General features: G+C 38.6%; 21 protein-coding genes. 10 read left to right on the forward strand and 11 right to left on the reverse strand.

What is annotated here, in order from left to right:
* The first annotated feature begins 7 nt into the window (after nt 1-7).
* From A9996_RS07295 to A9996_RS07305, 3 genes are read left to right on the forward strand one after another with little or no spacing between them, the layout of a single operon-like run.
* Nucleotides 8-757, forward strand: a complete 750-nt coding sequence (locus A9996_RS07295) for a rhomboid family intramembrane serine protease (protein WP_066432732.1) — start codon at nt 8-10, stop codon at nt 755-757.
* Complete coding sequence (locus A9996_RS07300) at nt 754-1,626, forward strand: rhomboid family intramembrane serine protease (RefSeq protein ID WP_066432734.1); 873 nt, start codon at nt 754-756, stop codon at nt 1,624-1,626. Before A9996_RS07295 ends, A9996_RS07300 begins: the two co-directional genes overlap by 4 nt.
* Before the next feature lie 5 nt (nt 1,627-1,631).
* The gene (locus A9996_RS07305; protein WP_066432735.1) at nt 1,632-2,654 is read left to right on the forward strand and encodes an endonuclease/exonuclease/phosphatase family protein; all 1,023 of its coding nucleotides are present in this window, start codon (nt 1,632-1,634) and stop codon (nt 2,652-2,654) included.
* A gap of 255 nt (nt 2,655-2,909) precedes the next feature.
* Here the strand turns inward: A9996_RS07305 and A9996_RS07310 are convergent, their stop codons facing one another.
* From A9996_RS07310 to A9996_RS07350, 9 genes are all read right to left on the reverse strand, one after another.
* Entirely contained in the window at nt 2,910-3,218 is a 309-nt protein-coding gene (locus A9996_RS07310) for a DUF6122 family protein (protein ID WP_066432737.1), read from the reverse strand.
* A complete protein-coding gene (locus A9996_RS07315) occupies nt 3,218-3,838 on the reverse strand; it encodes a WbqC family protein (RefSeq protein ID WP_066432739.1) in 621 nt (206 codons plus the stop codon). The genes A9996_RS07310 and A9996_RS07315 overlap by 1 nt, the downstream gene beginning before the upstream one ends.
* Nucleotides 3,839-3,853: 15 nt before the next feature.
* Nucleotides 3,854-5,395, reverse strand: coding sequence for a signal peptidase I (gene lepB / locus A9996_RS07320; RefSeq protein WP_066432741.1), 1,542 nt, complete (start codon nt 5,393-5,395; stop codon nt 3,854-3,856).
* Between the two features lie 112 nt (nt 5,396-5,507).
* Nucleotides 5,508-6,209, reverse strand: coding sequence for a 4-hydroxy-tetrahydrodipicolinate reductase (dapB, locus tag A9996_RS07325; protein ID WP_066432743.1), 702 nt, complete (start codon nt 6,207-6,209; stop codon nt 5,508-5,510).
* A gap of 2 nt (nt 6,210-6,211) precedes the next feature.
* The gene (locus A9996_RS07330; protein WP_083993883.1) at nt 6,212-6,832 is read right to left on the reverse strand and encodes a DUF5683 domain-containing protein; all 621 of its coding nucleotides are present in this window, start codon (nt 6,830-6,832) and stop codon (nt 6,212-6,214) included.
* A 2-nt stretch (nt 6,833-6,834) separates the two neighbouring features.
* Nucleotides 6,835-7,722 (reverse strand): ParB/RepB/Spo0J family partition protein, encoded by an 888-nt coding sequence (locus A9996_RS07335; RefSeq protein WP_066432745.1) that lies wholly within the window; start codon nt 7,720-7,722, stop codon nt 6,835-6,837.
* Entirely contained in the window at nt 7,722-8,486 is a 765-nt protein-coding gene (locus A9996_RS07340) for a ParA family protein (RefSeq protein ID WP_066432747.1), read from the reverse strand. The genes A9996_RS07335 and A9996_RS07340 overlap by 1 nt, the downstream gene beginning before the upstream one ends.
* A 294-nt stretch (nt 8,487-8,780) precedes the next feature.
* Nucleotides 8,781-11,639, reverse strand: coding sequence for a M16 family metallopeptidase (locus tag A9996_RS07345; RefSeq protein ID WP_245905280.1), 2,859 nt, complete (start codon nt 11,637-11,639; stop codon nt 8,781-8,783).
* A gap of 86 nt (nt 11,640-11,725) precedes the next feature.
* Nucleotides 11,726-12,610 (reverse strand): SDR family oxidoreductase, encoded by an 885-nt coding sequence (locus A9996_RS07350; protein ID WP_066432749.1) that lies wholly within the window; start codon nt 12,608-12,610, stop codon nt 11,726-11,728.
* A 217-nt stretch (nt 12,611-12,827) separates the two neighbouring features.
* Here A9996_RS07350 and A9996_RS07355 point away from each other — a divergent pair, with 217 nt between their 5' ends.
* From A9996_RS07355 to yidC, 3 genes are all read left to right on the forward strand, one after another.
* Nucleotides 12,828-15,596 (forward strand): M16 family metallopeptidase, encoded by a 2,769-nt coding sequence (locus tag A9996_RS07355; RefSeq protein ID WP_066432751.1) that lies wholly within the window; start codon nt 12,828-12,830, stop codon nt 15,594-15,596.
* 235 nt (nt 15,597-15,831) lie between these two features.
* Nucleotides 15,832-17,472: a CTP synthase gene (pyrG, locus tag A9996_RS07360; RefSeq protein ID WP_066432752.1), complete on the forward strand. Its 1,641-nt coding sequence runs from the start codon at nt 15,832-15,834 to the stop codon at nt 17,470-17,472.
* A 103-nt stretch (nt 17,473-17,575) separates the two neighbouring features.
* Nucleotides 17,576-19,471, forward strand: coding sequence for a membrane protein insertase YidC (yidC, locus tag A9996_RS07365; protein ID WP_066432754.1), 1,896 nt, complete (start codon nt 17,576-17,578; stop codon nt 19,469-19,471).
* A 420-nt stretch (nt 19,472-19,891) separates the two neighbouring features.
* Here the strand turns inward: yidC and A9996_RS07370 are convergent, their stop codons facing one another.
* Nucleotides 19,892-20,866 (reverse strand): fasciclin domain-containing protein, encoded by a 975-nt coding sequence (locus tag A9996_RS07370; RefSeq protein WP_066432756.1) that lies wholly within the window; start codon nt 20,864-20,866, stop codon nt 19,892-19,894.
* A 67-nt stretch (nt 20,867-20,933) separates the two neighbouring features.
* Here A9996_RS07370 and A9996_RS07375 point away from each other — a divergent pair, with 67 nt between their 5' ends.
* The 4 genes from A9996_RS07375 (at nt 20,934) to A9996_RS07390 (ending at nt 25,577) form a co-directional block, all read left to right on the forward strand.
* On the forward strand, nt 20,934-21,644 hold the full coding sequence (locus tag A9996_RS07375; protein WP_066432757.1) for a toxin-antitoxin system YwqK family antitoxin: 711 nt from the start codon (nt 20,934-20,936) through the stop codon (nt 21,642-21,644).
* Nucleotides 21,645-21,798: 154 nt separating this feature from the next.
* Nucleotides 21,799-22,986 carry a tRNA 2-thiouridine(34) synthase MnmA gene (gene mnmA, locus A9996_RS07380; RefSeq protein WP_066432759.1) on the forward strand — a complete coding sequence of 396 codons (1,188 nt, stop codon included), beginning with the start codon at nt 21,799-21,801 and terminating at the stop codon, nt 22,984-22,986.
* A gap of 38 nt (nt 22,987-23,024) precedes the next feature.
* Nucleotides 23,025-24,632 carry a S8 family serine peptidase gene (locus A9996_RS07385; protein ID WP_066432765.1) on the forward strand — a complete coding sequence of 536 codons (1,608 nt, stop codon included), beginning with the start codon at nt 23,025-23,027 and terminating at the stop codon, nt 24,630-24,632.
* Nucleotides 24,633-25,577, forward strand: a complete 945-nt coding sequence (locus tag A9996_RS07390; RefSeq protein ID WP_066432766.1) for an NAD(P)H-dependent flavin oxidoreductase — start codon at nt 24,633-24,635, stop codon at nt 25,575-25,577.
* Here A9996_RS07390 and A9996_RS07395 read toward each other — a convergent pair.
* Entirely contained in the window at nt 25,574-26,518 is a 945-nt protein-coding gene (locus A9996_RS07395) for a TolB-like translocation protein (RefSeq protein WP_066432767.1), read from the reverse strand. The two genes, A9996_RS07390 and A9996_RS07395, sit on opposite strands and share 4 nt — an antisense overlap.
* Nucleotides 26,519-26,750: the final 232 nt, after the last annotated feature.

Raw genomic sequence — 26,750 nt, forward strand, 5'->3', positions numbered from 1 at the left:
AAAAAGAATGAGAGGAATTACAGACACCGTTAAGCATTTGCTCATTATCAATGTGGTGATGTTTATCGGTACACTCGCTATAAAGAATGGTATATTTTACAATTGGTTTGCCTTACATTTTCCTAAAAGTGATGCATTTCAACCTTGGCAAATTATCACCCATATGTTTATGCATGGTAATTTTATGCACATCGCTTTTAATATGCTAGCGCTTTGGATGTTTGGCACCGCGGTAGAGCAAGTGTTTGGAGCCAAAAAGTTTATATTTTTCTATATTTCCGCGGGATTGGGAGCTGCTTTAGTGATGTTGGGTGTTTATTATTTTCAATATTTACCTTTAGAATCCGATATTCTCGCTGCTGGTTTTACATCTTCGCAAATTCATGAGACCCTCAGTACAGGAAAGGTTATGCAAGGTGTCAATGCTGTACAAGTAGACCAGTTGCAAACTATGTTCAATATTTTTAATTCCTCTATGGTTGGTGCGTCTGGGGCAATTTTTGGTGTGTTGGTGGCTTTTGGAATGTTATATCCTGAGTCTAAATTGATGCTCATCTTTTTGCCTATTCCTATTAAAGCCAAATATTTTATTCCAGCAATCATCGCCTTGGATTTAATTTCAGCAGTATCAGGACAGTCGTTTTTCAGTCCGAATAACACGGCCTATGCTGCCCATCTTGGTGGCGCATTGACCGGATTCTTGATGATGTGGTATTGGAAAAAAACGCAGTTTAACAAAAACCGTTGGGACAGATGACAACATTAAATCAAGATCTTAAGGATAAGTTGAGACATCTCAACGTACTCGAAAAAATAATCGGTATCAATGTGGCTATTTTTTTGATCGGCCTGCTGCTATCGTTGGTTGTAAAATCTGGTGGTAGCTTATATTGGTTGGAATTGCCAAAAGATCTTGGAGATTTTATCTTCAAACCTTGGAGTATCATCACTTACGGATTTACGCACTACGGTTTCTTTCATCTGCTGTTCAATATGATGGTGCTCTACTTTGTCTCTCAAATGATGCTCAACTTATTCAGTCCAAAATTGACCTTAAATGTTTATTTTCTGGGAATCATTATGGGCGGACTCTTTTTCTTTTTTGCCTATAACGTTTTTCCAGCAGACTTTTTAAAACCAGCCGGGGCCTTGGTTGGCGCTTCTGCAGGTGTGAGAGCACTATTGATTTTTCTATGCGCATACATGCCCAACACTCAGGTGCGCATGATCTTCTTCAATATTAAATTATGGCATTTGGGGATTGCCCTGGTTGTTTTTGATATTATTGGACTTTTCGGATTGAACCAAGGGGGCAATATCGCTCATTTAGGTGGCGTGGCATTGGGTTATTTTTACGCCAAACAGCTGATTAAAGGTCATGATATAGGCAAGGGTTTTGAGAAAATTATGGATGGATTTTTTAATCTTTTTAAACCAGGAAAGAAATCGCCATTAAAAACAGTACACAAACGAAAATCAAATTCAGTTGCAGGCCATACTAAATCTGAGTTTAAAGAGTTTAGTAAACAAAAGCAAATCGATATCATTTTGGACAAGATCAGTAAAAGCGGCTATGAAAGCCTGACGGAAGAGGAAAAGGCTTTCTTATTCAAAGTTAAAGATTAAGTGCAATGGCAAAACTCAATCTCTTCGATAAGTTTGTGTTTTTCTTAAATTCTATAGCAGCAACCACACTTTTGCTGTCTTATCTATTGCTGTATGTAGAGCCAAAACGCTTCGCTTTTGTATCCGTTTTAAGTTTGACGGTTCCTTTTCTCATTATTGTAAATCTTCTCTTTGTTATCTATTGGCTTTTAAAGGTGAAAAAGCAGTTGTTTTTATCTTTAATTGTTCTGTTGATAGGGTTTAATTACGTTACTTCCTTATATAAGTTTTCGACATCCAAACAATTGGAATCTCCAGAGAATATTGCCGTTATGAACTACAACGTGCGGTTATTCAATCTGTTTAAATGGATTCCTGATATTAGCGTTGCCAAAGATATTAGTGAATTTATCAGTGATAAAAAACCTGATATTATCAGCATGCAGGAGTACCGACATGATGACGGATTGTTACTGAAAGGGTATTATAAATTTGAAATGCTTTCTGGTGATAAAATCAGAAACGGACAAGCTATATTTTCTAAGTTTCCCATTATCAACAAGGGTTCTATCGAATTTCCTAACACCTTTAATAATGCCATTTTTGTGGACGTGGTAAAAGGTAGAGACACGATTAGAGTTTATAATGTGCATTTGCAGTCTTTGAAAATTGATGCCAGTAAAGATCCGTTGAAGAATGAAACTTCTGAAAACTTGGTAAAGCGTGTTGGTAATACGTTTAGGATGCAACAGGCTCAGGCCGATTTGTTTTTAGAACATAAGGCGAAGTGTTCATATAAGATTATCGTATGTGGCGACTTAAATAATACAGCCTATTCTTATGTCTATAATTCTATTAAAGGTGACGATTTGAAAGATACCTTCGTGGAAGCTGGAAATGGCTTTGGGCGCTCTTTTGATTTTAAATTTTTTCCGGTTCGGATTGATTTTATAATGGTAGATGACCATTTTGAGATCAACGGTTTCAAAACCTTCAATGTGAAACTTTCTGACCATTTCCCGATTATGAGCACTGTGAAGGTTAAGTAGTCATCAGTCATCAGTCAACAGTCATCAGTCAACAGTCATCAGTCCTCATTATTCTCATGCAGATTTCATAGATTAGCGCAAAAGTTATCTGCGTAAATCTGCGTTATCTGCTGGAACGGAAAGGATAGCTTTCAGTCTGCGGTTTTCGGTCTGCTTTTCTGTCACGAATTCACGAATCCTTCGACTCTATGCTCTGTGCTTCTCTGCGAAACTCTGTGTAATAAACTAAACAATCAAGAATTAACGATCCCAACCCTACATCATCCAACAATCCGTCGCATCGGCAATCATATGGATTACCAATCCGATTCCTAAAATGCGAGTTTTCCTGAAAAACAGAAATCCCACATAAACGATCATCGCGTAATAGGTATGCAGCGGATGGAAGTTAATGCTACAACGCCCCGGATCAAAAAGAGGTACGGCCAAAAGATGGTCTAAATCGATCAGCATGGTCGCAATCATAATCAAGTAGGCTACTTTCCAATTGGCTCTAAAAAAAACGTATGCGACAACTAATGGCAAACCAAAGTGAATTCCGTAATGTATAAAAGATTGTAGCATTATACTGGTAATTGTTGTTTTTCAAGATACAGTAGCGCATTGGGGCCAACATTGAAAATCAAATCCAAGATGCTCAAATTCGGTATAAAACCGTGTTTATCATCAAAGACCTGAACATAAGGTTTAAAAGCTTGTTCTGATTCTTTTCTATGATCTACCAAATAGCGATAATCAGAGCTATGTTGCGGGTTGAGTTCAAATTCAGTAGTCGTTCCAAGCTTTAAATTCTGTTGCAAACATTCCAAAACAGCATCTAAGCATCTGAAATTGAAATCCATTAAATGGGTGGCTTCATCGTTGAAAATTGGCATCAAATCATGTTCATAAAACTCAAAAAAAGGAGAGCTGCTGTAAGCCGACTGAATGGATTTCCAATGCAAATCCTGCCATTTTTCATCATTTGAAATGATGATGTCTTTATAGAGTTGTCTGTTTTTTTGCGAATATACCACAGGCACAGTAAGAGGCATTCTGCCCTGAGCGCCATAGATGTTCATTCGGTTTCTATAGGTTTGCTTTTGGTAATTATCGCAAACTTCAAAGGTTACTTTTTTCGCCTGAATCATCGCAACACACTGCGCAATGCTAGGGAAGTAGGTGGGATGAAGTAGAATGTCCATGTTGCAAAATGCGACTTATTTAGAAGCTCTTCTTTTACGCCAAGCATTAAATGCAAACCAAATACCGAGTAGTACAAGGAAAGGAATCAAATAAGAAACCAATTTGCCATTGCCACCAACGGTAGTGAAAAAGCGTTCCCAACGCGGATTCTTGCCATCCCAACTCATCCAAACGAGAACAGGTTTACCTACCACATGATTAAATGGCACAAAGCCCCAAACGCGGGAATCTTGTGAGTTGTGGCGGTTGTCTCCCATCATCCAATAATAATCTTGACCAAAGGTGAATTGGTTGGTGATTTGGCCATCAATACTGATTTGATTGCCGTTTACAGAAAGTTCATGGCCTTCATAAGCGGTGATGACACGTTTGTATAATGGTAAATTCTCTGGTGTTAAGGTGATGGTTTTTCCTTTTTCTGGAATGTATAAAGGTCCAAAATAATCATTGTTCCAGTCATAGGCAGGATTCATGGGGAAAATGCCGGCATCACGATTGCCCAAAGAGTCTTTTCTGATTTCGATGGAAGCAATATTAGGATGGTTTTTTGCCCGTGCTACAGCATCTTCGGTTGCGGCAGGGATGATCCACTTGTCATTTTCTTGGTCATAACCTAAACCATCAGTCATATCAAAACGCTCCAAAATTTCATAAACTTGTGCGTTTGAGGCTATCTGACCTTTGAAGGTCACATTGTATGAAAATTGGATTCGTGCACGATCATTCAGTGCGTTTTGCTTCCCATTGATATAGACATAACCATCTTTTACAGATAGCGAATCTCCAGGTAAACCAACTGCTCGTTTAACGTAATTTGTTTTTTTGTCGATAGGTTTATAATAAAACTTATCGGTATGGCGCATGTCGAGCATCGTGTCTACAGGCCAATTGAATACCACAATATCATTGCGTTTGATCTTCTGAAAACCTGGAAGTCTCATATAAGGGAGCTCAGGATTTGAGAGATATGATTTGACTTTTAAGATTGGAATGGTGTCGTGTACCATCGGAGCTGCTACTGTAGTCATAGGAAGTCGCGCGCCATAATGAAATTTGCTCACAAACAAGAAGTCGCCCACCAACAATGTTTTTTCCAAAGAGGAGGTCGGAATGGTAAATGGCTGAATAAAATAGGTATGGACAATGGTTGCGGCTACAATGGCAAATAAAATAGAACTTACCCAATCTCCAGCGGCCGATTTTGGATATAAACTTCTGTCTTTGATATGCACGGCATCCGTAAAATAATTAAGATAGTAGTTATAAAATCCTAAAGTGATCAGCGCCAAAACCGTATCTGTAGTCGAGTTTTTCCCAAAACTTCTGGCAGTTTCCACCCAAATGACAGGAAACATAATAAGATTGACAATAGGCACAAATAGCAAAATGGTCCACCACCAAGGCCTGTTGATGATTTTCATCAAAACGACCGCATTGTAAATAGGTACAAAAGCTTCCCAAGCTTGTCTGCCTGCTTTTGTGTATAATTTCCATGTGCCAAATCCGTGTATGACCTGAACCACGAAAAAGAATATAAACCATTCTATTAATGTCATCTGATAAGCTTTAGTTGTTTAGTGTAAAATTTAAGGCTTTAATGGTTGGATTTTAAGCCTCTCAACAAATATATTGTAAATGATAAATCGCAATTTAGAAATAGTGAATAAGTTAACCAATGTTTAACACATCTTTCATTGAAAAAATGCCTTTTTTCCCAACGATCCATTCTGCTGCAATCACGGCACCCAGGGCAAACCCTTCTCGGCTATGGGCAGTATGTTTAATGTCAATGGTGTCTACACCAGACGTGTAGGTCACTGCGTGGGTTCCAGGAACATTTTCAATACGTTTCGCTTTGATAAGCAGTTCTTCAGGCATCGCTTTATCTAACGTCCACGTACCGTAAGCTGAATTTTCAATAATGTCTTCTGCCAAAGTAATAGCGGTACCACTTGGGGCATCCAACTTTTGTGTATGATGTGTTTCTTCCATGCTGATGCTGTATTCTGGAAGATTTGCCATTAATTTTGCAAGCGTTCTGTTCAACTCAAAAAAGATGTTGACGCCTAAACTAAAATTGGAAGCGTAAAGAAAGGTGCCCTCTTTCTCTTTACATAAAGCGAGGACCTCATCATACTGGTTCAGCCATCCTGTAGTTCCAGATATAACGGGAACATTGTGGCTGAAGCACTTTAAAATATTATCAACTGCCGCGTCAGGAGTACTAAAATCAATGGCAACATCAATGTTGTCAAGAACATAATGCTCAGTGTCTTTATCAACTTTCAAAACGATCTCGTGCTGCCGTTGAATGGCTATTTTTTCGATGGTTTTTCCCATCTTTCCATAACCTAAAAGACCTATTTTCATGTTTAAAATTTAAAATTTAAAGTCACACCCAAATCGGTGGAATTTTCTTGTTCGTTATATTTAAAATGAGGCTTTAGAGCTAAGTTCTCATCTAAATTGTACTGTAGCAAATGCGCATCCACATTGGCGTCAATGATATTGAGGGCGTAGAGTCCGAAGGTGATCAACAAGGCCAATTCCTTGTTGCGACGCAACGTATTTTGTGCGCGGATAAGGCCTTCACTGGAGACTTTAGGTGTTGGCCCATCTCCATAGAATTCATCATTTGTAAAACCAGCTAATCTGCTTTTATAGGCATCACGATAGCGGTTATATACCTTATCATTATCTAAGTAAATATAGATACCTGTACCAATTGCTGCATACACAATTGGGATTTTCCAATATTTTTTGTTGTAAGCTTGCCCCAATCCTGGGAGGATGGCAGAATAAAAAGCGGCTTTTGCAGGCGCTAGGATATTTAATGGTTTTCTGACAATAGTATCAATAACAACATCATTGGAAATAGCTGCTGGAAGCGGATCATTTGTTGTTGGAATACTGTCGGTTTCGGTTTGTGAAAATCCGAAGAAAGACACAAAACATAAAATAAAAAAAGGTGTATAAATGCGTTTATTTGGCACTTTTAACTAAGTTTTTTGATACGGTTAAAATCTTCCTCAGAATGGAAAGGAATACTGATGGTGCCTTTACCGTTCTTGCTCACTTTAACGCTAATTTTTTGTCCAAAGTATTCTGAAAACTCTTTTACGCTATTCTTAACAAAATTTGGTAGTTCTGGTTTTGCGGTAACTTTGGCTTCACTAATGTTGTGGTAATTTTTAACTAAAGACTCCGTATCTCTAACAGACAATTTATCTGAAAGGATTTTTTCATAAATATCAAGTTGGTGGGATTGGTCTTCAATATTGATAATGGCACGGCCGTGACCCATTGAGAGAAAGCCGTCGCGCATGCCCGTTTGAATAATGGGGTCAAGCTTTAAAAGACGCAGGTAGTTGGCTATGGTAGATCGTTTTTTGCCAACGCGCTCACTCATTTGTTCTTGTGTCAACTGGATTTCGTCAATCAAACGTTGGTAGGATAAGGCTATTTCAATAGGATCTAAATCCTGACGTTGGATGTTTTCAACCAAAGCCATTTCTAAAGATTCCTGGTCATTAGCAATTCTTATATATGCAGGAATGGTTGGTAATCCTAGAAGTTTGGAAGCTCTAAAACGTCGTTCTCCAGATACCAATTGGTACTTGTTAAAGTCTAGTTTTCTTACGGTTATAGGTTGAATGACACCCAATTCCCTAATAGAGGATGCTAATTCTTTGAGTGTTTCTTCATTAAAATTGGTTCGTGGCTGAAACGGATTGATTTCAATAACCTCTAATTCGAGTTCCACAATATTCCCGATCACTTTATCGGCATTTTTATCCTGCACCGATTTGATGTCGTTTGATGGATCTTTTAACAGTGCTGATAATCCTCTTCCTAAAGCTTGTTTTTGTGTTGCCTTCGCCATTAACCGTTCTTTTTAATAATTTCCTTCGCTAAACTTAAATAATTGGTGGCACCTTTACTGCTCACGTCATAATTAATGATGCTCTCGCCAAAACTTGGTGCTTCTCCCAATCGCACATTTCGCTGAATGATGGTATCAAAAACCATTTCACTAAAATGCTTTTGCACTTCTTCAACCACTTGGTTTGACAGTCTTAAACGCGCGTCATACATGGTCAATAACATGCCCTCAATATCTAAATGCTCATTATGTATGCGTTGCACACTTTTAATGGTGTTCAGTAATTTACCTAAACCTTCCAAAGCAAAATATTCACATTGGATAGGAATGATAACGGAATCAGCCGCTGTAAGGGCATTTAAGGTCAACAACCCTAAAGACGGTGCGCAGTCAATCAAAATATAGTCATAACTATCTTTGAGATGACGGATTGCTTTTTTGAGCATGTATTCACGTTCATCCTTATCAACCAATTCAATCTCAATGGCGACCAAATCAATGTGCGCCGGAATGATATCTACATTTGGTGCATTTGTGGCAATAATACAGTCTTCTGCCGCAGCGGAATGTTCAATAAGTTGATAAGAACCAACTTCTACACTATCTACATTAATGCCTAAGCCTGATGACGCATTGGCCTGTGGATCAGCATCTATTAATAATACTTTTTTTTCTAAAGCACCTAAGGAAGCGGCTAAATTTACTGACGTTGTCGTTTTACCAACGCCTCCTTTTTGATTGGCTATTGCAATGATTTTACCCATTAAATGATCTGGTTTTAGTCGTGGTAAAAATACAATTATTTGCGAGTTTAAAAAATGTTACTTGTTAATAAATGGTTTAAGCAAACATGGTAAAACGGACCTAACTAATTTGATTTTCTATCCTTCTGGTCAGATGTTTAACGACTGCTTTTAATGATTGAGGCTTAATTGCAAGCTCAAGAAGCGTACTTTAAGAAAGGAAAAACGATTGGGTCTCACCTCTATTACGGACTTATATAACGAAAAAAGCAGTTTCGAAAGAAACTGCTCTTAATAGGACTGATGTTTTTAGATTTACTTTTCAGGATTCTGAATTCCGATAATATAGCCCTGCGTTAAATACTTTTTGGCCACATTATGGAGGTCTTCTTTTGTCAAATTAGCAACAGACTTTTCATAATCCAACATTTTCTTAGCATCCATGCCTTGATAATCTGCATTTTTAAGCGTTCTTAACCAGAAGCGATTATCTTTTAAATCTTCTTTATAATCTAAAAGTTGCGCTTCTTTAATTTTGGCTAAATCTTGATCTGTAGGACCATTTTTGACCAATTTGTCAACTTCAGCTAAGGTTGCAGCAGTTAGTTTATCAACATTTTCTGGTCCGCAAGGGAAACTGATGTTAAAACTGTACCAGCCATAAGGCATTTTATTGATGTTGCCACGTGCACCAACGCCATAAACGCCACCTTCTTCTTCCCTAAGTTTTTCAATGAGTTTGATAGAAAGCACTTCGCCCAAACTTTGAAGGGCATAATCCTCTTTTTCAGTATATTCTGTTGGTCCATGGTAGGTCATGCGCACCATACTTTTTTGGTCCTTGCCAACTTCTACTATTTTTTCGTGCTGTCCTGTCAATGGGCGGAAATCATCCACTTTGTATGTTTCTTTCGCTGTTGTAGACGGTAAATTGGCTAAATACTTCTCACTGTATTCCGCCAATTTCTTTTCATCAATGTTACCTACAAAGTAGAAGTGAAAATCGCCGGCATCAGCAAAGCGTTCTTGATATTTTTTGTATGCCAAATCATAATCGGCGTTATCCATATCTTCAGGAGAGGGGAAGCCTAGATATCTCGGATTGTCGCCATACATAAACTTGCCCATTTCTATTTGGAAGAAAAACTGTGGACTTGACATCATGTTGGTCATAAAGGCCTTTTGTTTTTCCTTATAGGAGTTGTAGGCGTCTTTGTTTTTGTTCAAGGCTGTAAAATATAAATGGGTCAGTTGGAAGAGTTCTTCCAGATCTTTAGGTGATGCATTCCCTGACAACCCCTCGCTGTAAGTGCCAATGCTTGGCCTAACATTGACTATTTTACCAGACAGGATCTTGCTCATTTCATTGATGTCAAAATTATTGACACCAGCTTCACCCAAACCATTATTGGCAAAACTTGTGGCTTTGTAATCTTCATTAGAATACAATGAGGTACCACCAAAGCTAAAGGCATCAAACAATATTTCGTCATTTTTAAAATCAGTAATTTTGTAAGTAACCTTGGCTCCATTGCTCAACGTTAAAGTGGTGGTGCCCAGCGCATCGTCTTTGTCATAATTGACAATCTGGCCTGCAGCAGGAACATTGGTCAATAAAGCAGCAGCTACTTCCTTATCTTCATATGGCGTTAATTCAGTGTTTTTTACATTGTCCAAAACAGCTTGTACTTCAGCCTCAGTGACTTTTGCAACACCTTCTTTTTCAGGACCTGTTAAAATGATCACCCGGTTATCTTCTTTGATATAATTGGTGATTAAAGAATTGACATCCTCTAAAGTGATGTTTGGCATTTCCTCTTTTTGGAAATTGTACTCCCATTCAATGCCTGGCATTGGTTCTTCTTCCAAGAAATTATTGACAAACTCGCCTACAATTCTTTCCGATTCTGTTTTGTCTTTATCCTTGTATGTTTTTTCCAATCGGGCAAGAATGTCTTTTTTGGCACGCTCCAATTCGCCTTTAAAAAATCCGAACTTTTTAACACGCTCGTTTTCTTCCAATAAGGTTTTAAGGGCATTGAGTTGTCCTGTTTCACTGGTCATGGCAAAAGACTGATAAGCTTCCTTGGTTCTGGCATAAGTGCCGCCATGATAACTAAATCCGAATACGAATGGCGGATTTGGGCTGTTTCTCAATTCATCCAAACGGTTGTTCAGCATTTGCCCAAACAACGATTCTACCATGGAATGCTTATAGTCAGCAATTGTAAGATCTGGCGTGGCGGTTTCATAATCCTTAAACAGCACCTGAACCTGAGACATGGAAGCCTCTTTATCTGTTTCAATAGCGATAAAAGTTTCTTTGTGGTTTGGCATGTCAAAAACCTCACGCTTTTTAGGATTTTTTGCTACGGGAATACTGCCAAAATGAGATTTTATTTTGGCTTCCAAGGTATTGACATCCAAATCGCCAACAGCCATTACCGCCATCAAATCAGGTCTGTACCAATCCTTATAAAAGCGTCTTAAGCTCTCATGATCAAAAGTTTCAAGATTCTCTTTGGTACCAATTGGTAATCTATCGGCATATTTGGAGCCATAGAGTAATTTTGGCAGATAGTTTTGGCGCATACGCTCATCAGCACCTTTTCCCAAACGGTATTCTTCTAGAACTACACCGCGCTCACTGTCAATTTGTTCACTGGTCAGGAGGGCATTGTGCGCCCAATCTTCAATGATCTGAAACCCTTTCTCCAATTTTTCGGGATCATCACTTGGTATCGGAAGGATATAAACGGTTTCATCAAAACTGGTATAGGCATTTAAATGTGCGCCAAATTTTACACCAATACTTTGTAGATAGTCTACCAATTCATTTTTTTCAAAATTTTTGGTGCCATTAAAATTCATGTGTTCCATAAAGTGGGCTAAACCCAATTGCTCTTCATCTTCTAAGATAGATCCTGCATTGACCACCAAGCGCAATTCTACTTTATTTTCAGGTTTCCCGTTGTTTTGAATGTAATAGGTGAGACCGTTCTCAAGTTTGCCCATTTTTACTTCGGGGTTAAAAGGAATTTTTTCACTGGAGACGTTCTTGGTCGCTGTTTCTTTTTGTTTGACCGCTTTAGTTTGTTGGGCAAAACCTGCAACGGAAGTCATGAAAGAAACTGTCATAACAAGGCCTGCAAGTTTAAGGGATTTTAGCATCATAGTTTATGGTTTTTAAATGAATGAAATTTCTGACGTTAAATATAACTAAAATTTTAGTTGGGCAAAATTTTTATTTTTATAAAGTGTTAATTGGTAGACTTTTTAGCTCTAATCATCGCTTCCAGTTGATCCCACATTTCCTCTGGGATCTCTTCCAATAAATTAAATTGGCCTGCACCTTTAAGCCATTCGCCACCATCAATAGTAATTACTTCACCATTGACATAAGCTGAAAAATCAGAAACCAGATAGGCGGCAAGATTTGCCAATTCCTGATGTTCTCCCACACGGTTTAAAGGCACTTTTTTGGCCATGTCAAACTTCTCCTTTAAATCTCCGGGCAAGAGTCGGTCCCAAGCACCTTTTGTTGGGAACGGTCCGGGAGCAATGGCATTAAAACGCATCCCGTATTTTGCCCATTCCACAGCAAGACTGCGGGTCATGGCCAGTACGCCAGCTTTTGCTGTAGCACTAGGCACAACATAAGCTGATCCTGTCCATGCATAAGTGGTGACAATATTTAAAACAGAAGTATTGGTTTGCTTAGTATCGATCCAATGTTTCCCAAACGCTAGCGTACAGTTTTTGGTCCCTTTTAGGACAATGTCAATAATGGTGTCAAAGGCATTGGCAGAAAGTCGCTCTGTTGGCGAAATGAAATTTCCCGCAGCGTTATTAAGCAAAACGTCCACTTTCCCAAATTTATCCACAGCGCCTTTTAACATGGCTTCAACCTCGTCATAATTACGGACATCGCATTGAAGGGGCAGACAAGTGCCGTTGGTCTCCTGTTCCAGCTCGTTGGCTGTTGCTTTTAGTTTATCAAGGTTGCGGGAGGTGATGGCCACATTGGCGCCCAACTCCATAAAATATTTGGACATGGCTTTTCCTAAGCCGCTGCCGCCACCAGTTACGACTATTGTTTTTCCTTTTAGTGCTCCATCTCTGAGCATTTTTTGAGTATACATCATGCTGTTTTTTTATAAAAATTGAATTTAAAATTACGGATAAAATTTACGATTGTCCTTTTATACAATCAAATTATTCTTAATTAGTACAAGGTTCTGATTGAAAGCTTTAATGACATCAAACATTTTGTCTCAAAAAAATTCCTACAAATTTTTATGAGTCGTAAAACCAACTTATTTTTTTGTTATATATTTAAAGTCAATTAATTATCCATATACAATGAGAAAAAATAATCAATTAATCAGAGTTGCATTTGCAATGCTCTTGTGTTTTTCGCTGTCCCTCACTGCCGAAGCACAAATCAAAAAAGTAGCCAGCGTAGAAGGTATTACGGAATACAGCTTGGACAACGGCTTAAAAGTGCTGTTGTTCCCTGACAATTCTGCCCAAACCATCACCGTCAACATTACCTATTTGGTGGGTTCCCGCCATGAAGGCTATGGCGAAAAAGGCATGGCGCATTTATTGGAACACATGCTGTTTAAAGGCACGCCAAACCATCCCAATATTCCGGAAGAACTATCATCTCATGGCGCCAGGCCCAACGGCACCACCTGGTACGATCGCACCAATTACTTTGAAACATTTAATGCAACGGATGAAAATTTAAATTGGGCTTTAGATTTGGAATCTGACAGAATGGTCAATTCCTATATCGCTAAAAAAGACTTGGAATCTGAATTTTCCGTAGTGCGTAATGAGTTTGAAATGGGCGAAAATTCGCCTACAGGTGTCTTAATGGATAACGTGATCAGTGCTGCTTTTTTATGGCATAACTATGGTAAATCTACCATTGGTAATCGGTCTGACATTGAGCGTGTGCCTATTGAAAATTTACAGGCATTCTATAAAAAATATTACCGTCCGGATAACGCCGTCTTAATGGTAACAGGAAAGTTCGATACCGAAAAAACATTGGCGTTAATTGAGAAGAAATTTGGACCGATTAAAAATCCAGAAGGCAAATTGAAAGATGTACCCACTATTGAGCCAGAACAAGATGGTGAAAAGCGGGTGACTTTAAGTCGTGTGGGCGATTTGCAAATTGTTTCCGCACTTTACCATGTGCCCGCAGGATCTCATGAAGATGCCGCTGCCTTGGCCATTGCTGAACAAGTTTTGACAGATGAGCCTTCCGGCAGATTGTATCAAACCTTGGTAGATGGTAAAAAAGCATCTAGCGTTTGGTCATTTACGCCGTTTACAAAAGAGCCTTCCTTTTTATATATGAATGTTGATGTGCCTTCAGATAAGTCATTGGCAGAAGCTGAAAAAACCTTCTTGACTACCTTGGATGGTTTGGCAGCTAACCCGATTACGGAAGCCGAACTGAGTCGGGCAAAAGCAAATATGTTGAAACAGATGGATCAAACTTTTAGAAATTCATCTTATTTAGGAACATATATGAGCGAATTTATTGGAGCTGGCGATTGGCGATTGGCTTACATCTTTAGAGACCGTATTGAAGAAATGACAGTGGATAAAGTCAATGCCGCTATCAAAAAATACATGATCCCAACCAATAGAACTGTTGGAAACTTTATCCCAACAAAAAATCCCGTCCGTGTGGGGATCCCTCATACAGAAAATGTTGAAACACTAGTTGCCAATTATAAAGGCAAAGAAGCAATGGATGCCGGTGAGGCTTTTGATGTGTCTTACGAGAATATCCAAAATAAATTGCAGACGGGGACATTAAGTGACAGTGGAATTGAATATGGACTCATCAAGAAAGATAACCGCGGCAAAACGGTGAACCTTACGTTCAACTTGCGCACAGGAAACGTGGACCAGTTGATGGATAAAGGACTTGCTGCAAGATATACGGCGAGGATGCTGAACAAGGGCACCAAAACCAAGTCTAGACAAGATATTGAGGACAAGTTGAGTGCTTTAAAATCTTCTGTATTTTTTAATGGTTCCAACGGAAGGGTTAGTGCCTCTGTTAACAGTACCGAGGAAAATTTAATGGAAACCTTGGCGCTAATGGGCGATATGTTGAAGAACCCCACTTTTGATGCCACGGAGTTGGAGAAACTCAAAACACAGGATCTTGCTAGTCTTGAAGAAAGCAAGTCAGAGCCACAGTCTGTCGTGTCAAGACAAATAGGCTTGTTGAACAACCGTTATAAAAAAGGACATCCTTTATATAGCAGAACCTTGGAAGAAGAAATTGACGCAATAAAATCTGTTAGTGTTTCCGATTTGAAAGCTTATCATAACAATTTTTATGGGGTCAACAAAAGTACATCGGTGGTGGCCATTGGCAATATGGATGAGGCAGCTGTGAAAACTTATTTTGACACCACCTATGCCGATTTTAAATCTGATAAACCCTACACTGAAATCAGTGACAAATTTCAGAACAGCAGGCCTGCAAATGAAAAGATTTTAACACCAGACAAGAAAAACGCCTTCACCTTAGGTATTTTATCTTTTGAAGGTAGCCAATATGATGAGGATTACGCTGCCTTGCAAGTGGCTGGAGAAATTTTTGGTGGTGGATTTTTAAATTCCCGTATCGCAGGGCGTTTACGTCAAAAAGACGGGGTAAGCTATGGCGCTGGTGGTAATGTTGGTGTGGACAGTAATAAGGATGACAAAAACTCATCCATGTATATTTATGCCATTTATGCACCAGAAAACGAAGCGAAAGTGCAGCAAGGTTTCAAAGAAGAGATTGCACGCTATATTTCAGAAGGTATTACTGAAGATGAACTTAACAACGCTGTCAGTGGTTGGGTACAGGAACAAAATGTATCGCGAGCCAAGGACGAAGAATTGGCAAGTGTGATCAACACCAACTTGTATTTGGACAGAGATATGATGTTTCAGAAAAACGTTGAAAATCAAGTCCAAAAATTAACTGTGGCAGATGTCAATGAGGTCATTAAAAAGTATTTTAAGAACTATGACAATTGGACGGTAGTGAATGGTGGCGACTTTGACAATTTTGAGGTCAAGAAAGACGATAAAAAGATAGATTGATAGTACATCTATAAAAGCAATACCCTGCTCCAACTTTTTTTGACCTTGGAGCAGGTTTTTTGTTTTTTGAAATATAGTTTTATTAATTTCATAAAAATTAGGGCGTTTTGAAATAGTTGTCTATTAGCGTTTTATACCACATCTGTAGCTGTTGTCTGCCTTCTTAAATAACTAAAATTAGATGCTCTAATAACTATTTAAATTTTGTAAATTTGCCTGCGTTTAACAGCGCAACATGACAACTACTACAAAATACATATTCGTCACGGGTGGAGTAACGTCTTCCTTAGGGAAAGGCATTATTGCAGCTTCTTTGGCAAAATTACTTCAAGCTCAGGGATACAGAACAACAATCCAAAAATTAGACCCTTATATTAATGTAGATCCTGGTACGATGAATCCTTATGAACATGGGGAATGTTACGTAACAGATGATGGTGCTGAAACCGATTTGGATTTAGGACATTATGAGCGTTTCTTGAATGTGCCTACCAGTCAATCAAATAACGTGACTACGGGACGCATCTATCAAAGTGTGATTGAAAAGGAGCGTCGTGGGGAGTTTTTGGGAAAAACCGTGCAGGTCATTCCCCATATTACCGACGAAATTAAAAATAGGGTTCAGATCCTTGGAAACTCTGGTGATTATGATATTGTCATAACAGAAATTGGAGGCACTGTTGGTGATATTGAGTCCTTACCTTATATAGAAGCCGTACGTCAATTAAAATGGGATTTGGGAGAGCACAATGCTATTGTTATCCATTTAACGCTGGTGCCGTATTTGTCAGCAGCAGGAGAACTGAAAACAAAACCTACCCAACATAGCGTCAAAACTTTGATGGAAAGCGGGGTTATGGCAGATATTTTAGTATGCCGTACAGAGCATGAATTGCCATTAGATTTACGCCGTAAACTGGCCTTATTTTGTAACGTTCGTGAAGAAGCAGTCATTCAGTCTATTGATGCCTCAACTATTTATGATGTGCCCAATTTAATGTTGGAACAAGGACTGGATAAAGTAGTGCTTAAAAAGTTGGATCTTCAAAGTGATGTCCCAGATTTAAAGCAGTGGAATCAATTTTTAAAACGCCTCAAACATCCTAAGAGTGAAGTTACCATTGGTTTGATTGGAAAATATGTTGAATTACAGGATTCTTACAAATCAATTTTAGAAGCGTTTATCCACGCAGGTGCTGAAAACGAAGTAAAAGTCAACGTAGAACCAATCCATTCTGAACATTTAACGGTAGAAAACGCTTCAAAACAATTGGCTCATTTAGATGGGGTTTTGGTAGCTCCAGGATTTGGAGAACGCGGCATCGATGGTAAAATTGAGGCCGTAAAATATGTGAGAGAACAAAATATTCCTTTTTTGGGAATTTGTTTAGGGATGCAAATGGCAGTAATAGAATATGCCCGCAATGTGGTAGGATTGAAAAATGCAAATTCAACTGAGATGAATCCGCACACTTCTGATCCGGTTATTGATCTCATGGAATCGCAAAAAAATATCACAGATAAAGGTGGAACAATGCGTCTTGGCGCATGGGCCTGTCATCTGGAAGAAGGAAGCATCGCAAGAGAAGTCTATCAAAAAACAGATATCTTTGAGCGTCATCGCCATCGTTATGAATTTAATAATGCTTACAAACAGCAAATTGAAGAGGCTGGAATGAAAACAACAGGATCAAATCCTGATACTGGTTTGGTCGAGATTATTGAAATCCCATCCCATACTTGGTTTGTAGGGGTACAGTACCATCCAGAATATAAGAGTACCGTAGCCAATCCACATCCACTTTTTGTGGCTTTTGTAAAGGCAGCTGTAAATTATAAGAAAGATGAAAACCGTGTCAGTATGGCACAAAAGTAATTTTGGTTGCATTTTTGTGCTAACAATTTTTATCAAAAAAAATAATTACCAACTTAAAAAGGACCTTAAGTTTTTGTGAACCGTCGGTCTGAACACAAAATAAATGGAAGAAAAAAAATTTGACATTAATTCTATTATAGGATTCGTTCTTATTTTCGGAATATTGTTGTTCATGCTTTGGCAGAACCAACCAACTCCTGAAGAAGTTGCAGCAGAAGAAAAAGCAAAGCAAGCGCAAGTAGAGGCAGAGCAAAAAGCAAAAGTTGAAAAGGACACGTTTGTTTCAACCGCTGAAGATTATTCCAACACCACAGCCTTAGATTCTTTAAAGTTGGAAGGCTTGAAAAATAAATTGGGTGCTTTTGCGTATGCATCAACTTTACCATCTGCCACTGACAATGAAACCGTGGTTGAAACAGATTTGTTACAATTAAAATTTAGTAACAAAGGTGGTTATTTGTCTGAAGTGAAACTCAAAAATTTTGTCTCTTATGATTCTGTGCCCATTTATATCATTAAGGATGGCAATGCGGCTTTTAATATTTCATTTTCTACCACAGATAATAGAAATCTAAATACCCAAGATCTTTATTTTGAGCCAACAGTAACTGAAAATGGTGAAAACACCGTGGTTTCCATGAAGCTTAAGGTTTCTGAAACTGAGTTTTTGGAGTATCGCTATGAATTAAAACCAGACGATTATATGTTTGGTTTCGATGTGCGCTCTAAAGGCTTGGATGATGTGATCGACAGTTCAAAAGAAGTGAATTTGGATTGGGAGATCAAAACCTACCGCCATGCCAAAAGTATTTCTTATGAAAATAAATATACTGAGCTGATCTTTGAATATGAAGATGGTAAGGATGATTATCTAGGCCAAGGCGATTTTAAGGATGATACCGCTGAAGACGTGAGTTGGGTTGCATATAAGCAGCACTTTTTTACGTCTATTCTTTTAGCAGATCAAACTTTCAAAACCGGATTTTTCACTTCTAAAGACTTAGTTGAGAATGAAGATGTAGATACCACTTTCACAAAAGCGTTTAGCAGTAAGATGCCATTGGCACTTGAAGGAGGTGAAATCAACAAAAGCATGGACTTGTATTATGGCCCTAGTGACTATAAAATTCTGAATGCCTATGATAGAAATTTAGATGAAGTAATACCGCTAGGCTGGGGTATTTTTGGGTGGATCAACAGGTATTTATTTATTCCGTTGTTTTCGTTTTTAGGCTCCTTTATGCCTTACGGAATTGCCATTGTGGTGATGACTGTTTTGATCAAATTATGTTTGTCATTTGTACAATACAAACAGTTCTTGTCTCAGGCTAAGCTTAAGATCATTAAACCAGAATTGGATGCCATTCGTGAAAAACACAAGGACAATAAGCTTAAAGTTCAACAAGAAACTATGGCCTTGCAGTCTAAGGCAGGTGCAAGCCCTTTAAGTGGTTGCTTGCCGGCATTGATTCAATTGCCAGTCTTTTATGCGTTGTTCCAGTTTTTCCCATCAGCATTTGATATCCGTCAGAAAAGCTTCCTTTGGGCAGATGATTTATCATCTTATGATACCATTGCGAACTTACCATTTAATATCCCATTTTATGGTGACCACGTGAGTTTGTTCCCAATATTGGCGTCCATCGCTATTTTCTTTTATATGAAAATGACCACGGGGCAACAAATGGCATCGCAACCAACCCAAGAAGGGATGCCAGATATGGCAAAAATGATGAAGTATATGATTTACTTATCGCCAATTATGATGTTGTTCTTCTTTAATAACTTCGCCTCTGGATTGAGTTTGTATTATTTTATTTCTAACTTGATTAGTATAGGTATCATTTTGGTCATCAAGAATTATATTTTGGATGAAAACAAGATCCATGCTCAAATTCAGGTGAGTAAAGCAAAACCTAAAAAAGAAAGTAAGTTCCAAAAGAAAATGAAAGAAATGATGGAGCAAGCTGAACAGCAGAAAAAACAAGGAAAACGATAACCGGTTTCCTTAAAAACTATAAAATGCCTCTGAAGTTGTCAGGGGCATTTTTGTTTATGGCAACTCTTGGTTGATTTATCACATCACAATGTTTTTGTAGCGATACCATTTGATCAATCAATATCGAAAATATCGGATATAAAAAGGGCTTGATCTAAATTTTAAGTAAAAATCTCGGTGTCTCACGGATAAGGATCGGCTTATGGATTCTATAGCTTAGGAATATCCTAGGCATCTGTCTGTATGAAGTCAAATATTTCTACCTTAGATGCCGAAGGTCTTTCCATATCATAAATATAGTTTAGGAGCACTTACGCAATTGGGTTCAATCTGATTGGATTATACAAAAAATGCCCCTGAGCTATCAGAGGCATTTCACTAACAATCACTAAAAACTTAAAAACAACTTCAAAATAAAAATTATTGAGGTGGTAAGATCACCTTGTCAATGGCGTGCACGACGCCATTTATAGCTTGTATGTCTACTAAAGAAGGAATAATGTTACTTACTCTGTTATTAGCGTCAGTAATTGTAAGATTGGATGCATTCAGGGTCACATTTCCTCCCAAGGTTGGGACAGTACCTGTAGGAATCATGTCAGAAGTTACATTACCACTTACCACATGATAGGTCAATACAGCCTGTACGGTTGCAGGAGGTATAGCACCTAAACTCGCAGCACCCAATTCTGTCAACAATGCACCAAAAGCATCATTTGTAGGTGCAAATACTGTAAATGGTCCATCTCCTTGCAAAGTAGGGATTAGGTTAGGTGATGGTGTTTGCGAATCAGCGGACTGTAAGGCTGCAACTAAACTTGATAATGCAGGATTAGCTAATGCAAAATCAACTACGGTCGGTAAACCGATAACAGCGTCTACCACATGAATTGTGCCGTTGGTTGCCATGATATCTGCCGCAACTACTTCAGAAATCCCATTAAATTGAACGCCATCAGATGTATTGAAATATAAACTCAAGTTTTTTCCCCCAGGCCCTGTAGCACTAGTTTTGGCATAACCTGAACCTGCAGTAACTAAAGCTGAAGAAGGAACGTTACCTGTAATAACATGGTTCAATAATATTTGAGAAAGCACATCAGTAGGGACGTCGCTTAATCTAGCAAATCCATTATCAGTTAAAAATTTTTGGAAAGCTGCGTTAGTGGGAGCTAATACTGTGAACGGTCCAGGTCCGCTCAATACGCTTACTAAATTGCCATCTGCTGCCTGTAATGCCGCCACTAAACTGGTTAGGTCTGGAGATGCAATTGCAGTTTGTACAATGTCCATTTCTTGTGGTGCATTGTTGTCATCATCATTACTACAAGATTGGAGTCCAATCAACAGTAATAACAAAGGTAAAATCTTGAAAGTTTTTGAAATAATTTTCATTTTTTTGAGTTTATTTGTTCAACATTAAATTTAACTGTGCATCAGTTGTGTTTAACAAATTTATATAATGATTAAACAAAATACTCTTTTCGTGTTGTTTTTAACATTATTTTTAACAACTTCCCATGCTCAAGACGGGATCAATCTACTTGATAATGAGGGCAAGCGGCATGGTTTGTGGAAAAAAAATTATGAAGGTACAGACCAACCAAGATATGAAGGCACCTTTAAGCATGGAAAGGAAGCGGGGGTGTTTAAGTTCTACAAATTGGATCAGAAAAGAAGTGTGTTGAGTGCCACTAGAGCATTTAATCCTGACAGCGATGATATACTTGTGAAATTTTTCTCTTCCAAAGGGAAATTGATTAGTGAAGGCCATATGACCGACACCCTTTTTGTTGGTAAATGGGTGTATTACCACAATAAGTCAAAAGCGATCATGACTGTAGAACATTACAATATTAAAGGGAAACTTGAGGGCGAAAGAATGGTGTATTATGAAAATGGCCAAATGGCTGAGCATTCCAACCATATCAATGGGAAAATGGAAGGCATTTCCAAAATATTTTCTGAAAAAGGTGTGGTCATCAAAGAGTTTTCATATAAAAATGACATGCTTAACGGCATGTCTAAATATTACAATGGGGCAGGAGAATTAGTGGCAGAAGGGGCTTATAGAAACGATCAAAAACACGGCATTTGGAAGTATTATGAGAATGGTGTTTTGACTGAAGAAAAGGATTTTACGGTCTATAGTAAAAATCCGAAGAAGCAGTAGTTTTAGTCGGCAGTTGGCAGTTGGCAGTTGGCGGCCAGCAGTGCTAAGTGTTAAAAGTGTAATGAACATTGGATGTTTCAAGTGTTCAACTTCAATTTCAACTTCAAATTCAATTTCTATACGCCATCTGCTCGAAACTTTGTAATTTTGCAAAATGAAAAGAGTAATTGTAGGACTTTCAGGAGGTGTTGATTCAAGCGTCGCGGCATATTTGCTAAAAGAGCAAGGTTACGAGGTTATTGGCTTGTTCATGAAAAACTGGCACGATGATTCGGTGACCATTTCTGACGATTGCCCTTGGTTGGATGATAGTAATGATGCCATGTTGGTGGCCGATAAATTGGGGATTCCCTTCCAGACGGTCGATTTAAGCGAGCAATACAAAGAACGCATCGTCGATTATATGTTCGACGAATACCAGAAAGGAAGAACCCCAAACCCAGATGTGCTCTGTAACAGAGAAATCAAGTTTGACGTCTTTATGAAAATCGCTCTCAATTTGGGTGCCGATTTTGTAGCTACTGGCCATTATTGCCGTAAAGGTGTGTTCCAAAAAGACGGAAAAGATATCTATCAGTTGCTTTCTGGCGTGGACACTAATAAAGACCAGTCTTACTTCTTGTGCCAATTGTCACAAGCACAATTATCAAAAGCATTGTTTCCAATTGGGGAATTGACAAAACCTGAAGTACGTAAAATTGCTGCCGACTTAGATTTGGTTACCGCAGATAAAAAAGATTCCCAAGGCCTTTGTTTTATTGGTAAAGTTAGGCTCCCGGAGTTTTTACAACAAAAATTGCAGCCCAAAGAAGGTGTGATTGTTGAAATTCCGTCAGAACAAAACCTATACACTCAGTCCCAACCTACTTTCACTTCTGAAGAGGAGCAACTGGCGTATTTGACGCGAAAAATTGATTACCATGTCTCTGATGGTAAAATCGTTGGGAAACATCAAGGTGCTCATTACTTTACCAAAGGTCAGCGTAAAGGGCTTGCCGTTGGTGGTACTGTTGAACCCCTATTTGTTATAGAAACGGATGTTGTGGAGAATGTCATTTATACAGGTCAAGGAAAGGAGCATCCAGGATTGTTCAAAAAAGCGTTGTTCGTTAAAAATGATGAAGTGCATTGGATTCGTGAGGATTTAAAGTTGGAATTGGACCAAACCATGGTGGTCGAAGCACGAATTAGATACCGTCAACCGCTGCAAAATGCAACCTTGCATCAAGTTGACAACGGACTTTACGTGGTTTTCGAAGAACTTCAATCTGCTATTACTGAAGGTCAATTTGTAGCGTGGTACCTTAATGATGAATTAGTTGGTTCGGGAGTTATTTCTTAAATTGCAGTATTGATGTTACCGAATGATTACTCTTGAAAATGAAAAGCCTCCTGTTCTTCTTATGTTGCATTTCCAATGCTGTTTTTGCACAACAAGACGCATGGGTATATTTTGCGGATAAGGAAAATGTAGAAGTTGCTATTCAAACCCCAATCAACCTACTTTCACAACAAGCCATCGCTAGAAAAAAAGCCTACAATATTAGTATTGATAGCAGAGACGTGCCTATCAACCCATCTTATATTTCACAGCTGAAAACTGCCAAAGGCATTCGGGTTATGGCCAAATCGAAGTGGATGAATGCCGTTCATGTAAGGGGAGAGGCTTCAGATATCAGAGCGCTTTTTGATTTGGAATTTGTGAGCACAATTGACTTTGCAGATAAAAATTTAGACGATTTGTCACGGTCATCAATTCAAAATAATAAGTTTGCGATTGAGGACGGTTTGATAGATTTTGATTACGGCAGGGCTCAAAATCAAGTGGACATGATTAATGTAGATGCGCTTCATATGGAGAATTTTACAGGTCAAGGCATCATCATTGCCGTTTTAGATTCTGGTTTTCCCAATGTGGATACGATGTCTTCATTTAGCAGATTGAGATCAAACAACGGCTTATTGGGAGGTTACGATTTTGTAAACAGAACCTTGGCTATTTATGACGCTGCTGCCAATTCTCACGGAACGCGCGTCCTGAGTACCATGGCAGGTTATATTGAAAATGACTATGTGGGTACTGCTCCGGATGCGTCTTATTACTTATTCCGAACTGAGGATGCAGCAAGTGAAAACCCCGTTGAAGAAAGCTATTGGGTAGAGGCTGCGGAACGTGCGGATAGTTTGGGGGCGCATATCATCAATTCTTCTTTGGGTTACAATAAATATGATAATGCTAGCTATAACTATACGCCATCAGATATGGATGGCAATACAACTTTTATAAGTAGAGGGGCTAACATTGCCTCTCAAAAAGGAATGATAGTAGTCAATTCGGCGGGAAATTCTGGTGCCAACTCATGGGGAATTGTGACCGCACCAGCTGACGCTTCAGGCGTTTTTACTGTTGGTGCTGTTAATGGCGACGGAATCTACGCCGCCTTCAGTTCTCGTGGTAGTTCAACGCAGCCCACCCAAAAACCTGATGTAGTTGCCCAAGGATTAGGATCAATAGTTATTGATGAAACGGATACTATTGTCAATAATATCGGCACTTCTTTTAGTGCTCCCATTGTAGCGGGTGCGATAGCGTGTTTATGGCAAGCGCTTCCTGAAGCCAATGCAGAAGAAATGAAGCAATATGTAAGGCTTTCCTCTTCCCAGTATCGTTTACCAGATTATTTCTTGGGGTTTGGGATACCTGATTTTCAACTAGCGCTATCCCTTGGTTCTTCAATGATGGGAGAGGGTGACGCGGTAATCAAGATCTATCCCAATCCGGTGTCTACTCAGCTTTATATTCAAACGCCGCCAAGTACTGCGCTAAGAACGCTCACTGTTTATGATGCTATTGGCAAAAAAATTATAGAAAAAATTTATTCCAACACGTCTTTTAATTTGGATGTCTCACATTTTGCTTCAGGATTCTACACACTTACTATCAGTTCTGAAACGACATCCTTCAATTTCAAATTTATAAAATCATAGATGTCAAATAAAATCACAACGCTTTTTCAAATCCAATACCCAATCATTCAAGCAGGCATGATCTGGAACAGTGGATGGAAACTGGCTTCGGCTTCAAGTAATTCTGGAATTTTAGGTCTCATCGGCGCAGGGTCAATGTATCCTGAGGTGTTGCGGGAACATATTCAAAAGTGTAAAAAAGCCACAGACAGACCTTTTGGAGTTAATGTGCCCATGCTTTATCCTAATATTGAAGAGATCATGAACATCATCGTAGAAGAAGAGGTGAAAATTGTCTTTACTTCTGCCGGTAACCCTAAAACTTGGACGGCTTGGCTAAAAGAGCGTGGCGTCACCGTGGTTCATGTGGTGAGCAGTGTAAAGTTTGCACTAAAAGCTCAAGAAGCCGGTGTTGATGCCGTAGTTGCTGAAGGTTTCGAGGCGGGAGGCCATAACGGCAGGGAGGAAAGTACCACGCTAACCTTAATCCCGATGGTGAGGGAGGCTTTGGAAATTCCGCTCATTGCTGCAGGAGGAATCGCTACCGGACAAGGTATGTTGGCAGCTATGATTTTGGGTGCTGATGGCGTTCAGGTTGGCAGTAGGTTTGTGGCGAGCATAGAAAGCTCTGCCCACCAAGCTTTCAAAGAAGAGGTGGTGAGCGCCAAAGAAGGTGCAACACATTTGACATTAAAGGAATTAGCGCCAGTAAGGGTAATTAAAAACAAGTTTTATAATGATATTGTAGAACTTTATAAAACATCACCGAGTATTGATGATCTTAAAAATTTACTCGGAAGAGCAAGATCAAAAAGAGGCATGTTTGAGGGCGATTTGGAGGAAGGCGAATTGGAAATTGGTCAGATTGCAGGATTGATCCACGATATCAAACCGGTGGCACAGATTGTTGAAGATATGCTGTCAGAATATGAAGTTGCAAAGCAAAATGTTCAAACTATTTTTTAATTTTGTTCTGAAAGCAAATCTTTTATATTTACTTGATATAATCGGCTCAAACCATTTTCATAACTTTTGAAAAGTGCTTTCAATTGAGAGATAGATGTTCCCGATACCATGTTTAGACTATTGCGCTTACTGGTAAAATAGAGCGTATGGGTTGACATGTTCACAAAAGGACAATAGTCCATTTTATCAGAATTGATTGTGGCGCCTAAATTTTCTGATGCACCCCATTCGCCACCTATCAGTTTTCGACTCATATACAGGTCACCACTGCCAAAACCACCTTCTCTATTGTAACTGGTATAGATGATCAAGGATTCATCAGGAGATACAAACGCATTAAATTCATAACCATCGGAGTTGATGCCTTCATTCAATTGTTTTGGTTGCTGGTAGGTGCCACCAACATATGCACTCATATAAATAGTATCTTTTTGATTGAGTTCTGGATTGTCTAAGGTGAAGTAAATGTTTCGTGAATCACCAACAGCAGGATAAAATTCGTCCATAGCTGTATTGACCGGCGCTCCAAGATTTATGGGTTGAGACCATTCGTCTATGGACGTTTTGCGTGTAACATACCAGATGTCAAAATCTTTAATTTCTTTGGATTCAGAGTCTAATGGTCTGTTGGATACAAAATATAGCGATAGTCCATTTGGTGAAAAGTAAGGTTCCAAATCAAAATATACACCAGAAAATGAAACTATTTTTGGTTCCAGCCATTCATTCTTTACTTTTTTAACACTCAACAAAACTGAAATATCACCCATATAACTTTGAGCAGAAAATAACACTTCGTCTTGATTTGGTGATAAAGTAATGTCTCTTACATTAGGAAATTGTTTAACAATAGATTCCAAAAAAGGGATCACCACAGGCTTCTGTGATTGTGAATAGCCAAAAAAGGAAATGGTCAATACTATAAAGCTAAAGTACTTCATGAATCGGATTTTAATAAGCAACTTACGAAACTCTTGTGTAAATGACAAGGGGGAATTTCCATTGCTGATATGAAATTGTATAAGAAATAATATTAAATCTCTCTGAAATAACAGCAGAAATTTTATATGAAAAGTACTATATTTCTAGAAATCGTTCAAAATATCATCTGCTTTAATTCCTATTGAAATAATAGGCACTCTATTTTGGAGCAATTAAATAGGAACAATATAT

Source organism: Gelidibacter algens (genome assembly GCF_001678675.1).
GTDB classification, from domain to species: domain Bacteria; phylum Bacteroidota; class Bacteroidia; order Flavobacteriales; family Flavobacteriaceae; genus Gelidibacter; species Gelidibacter algens.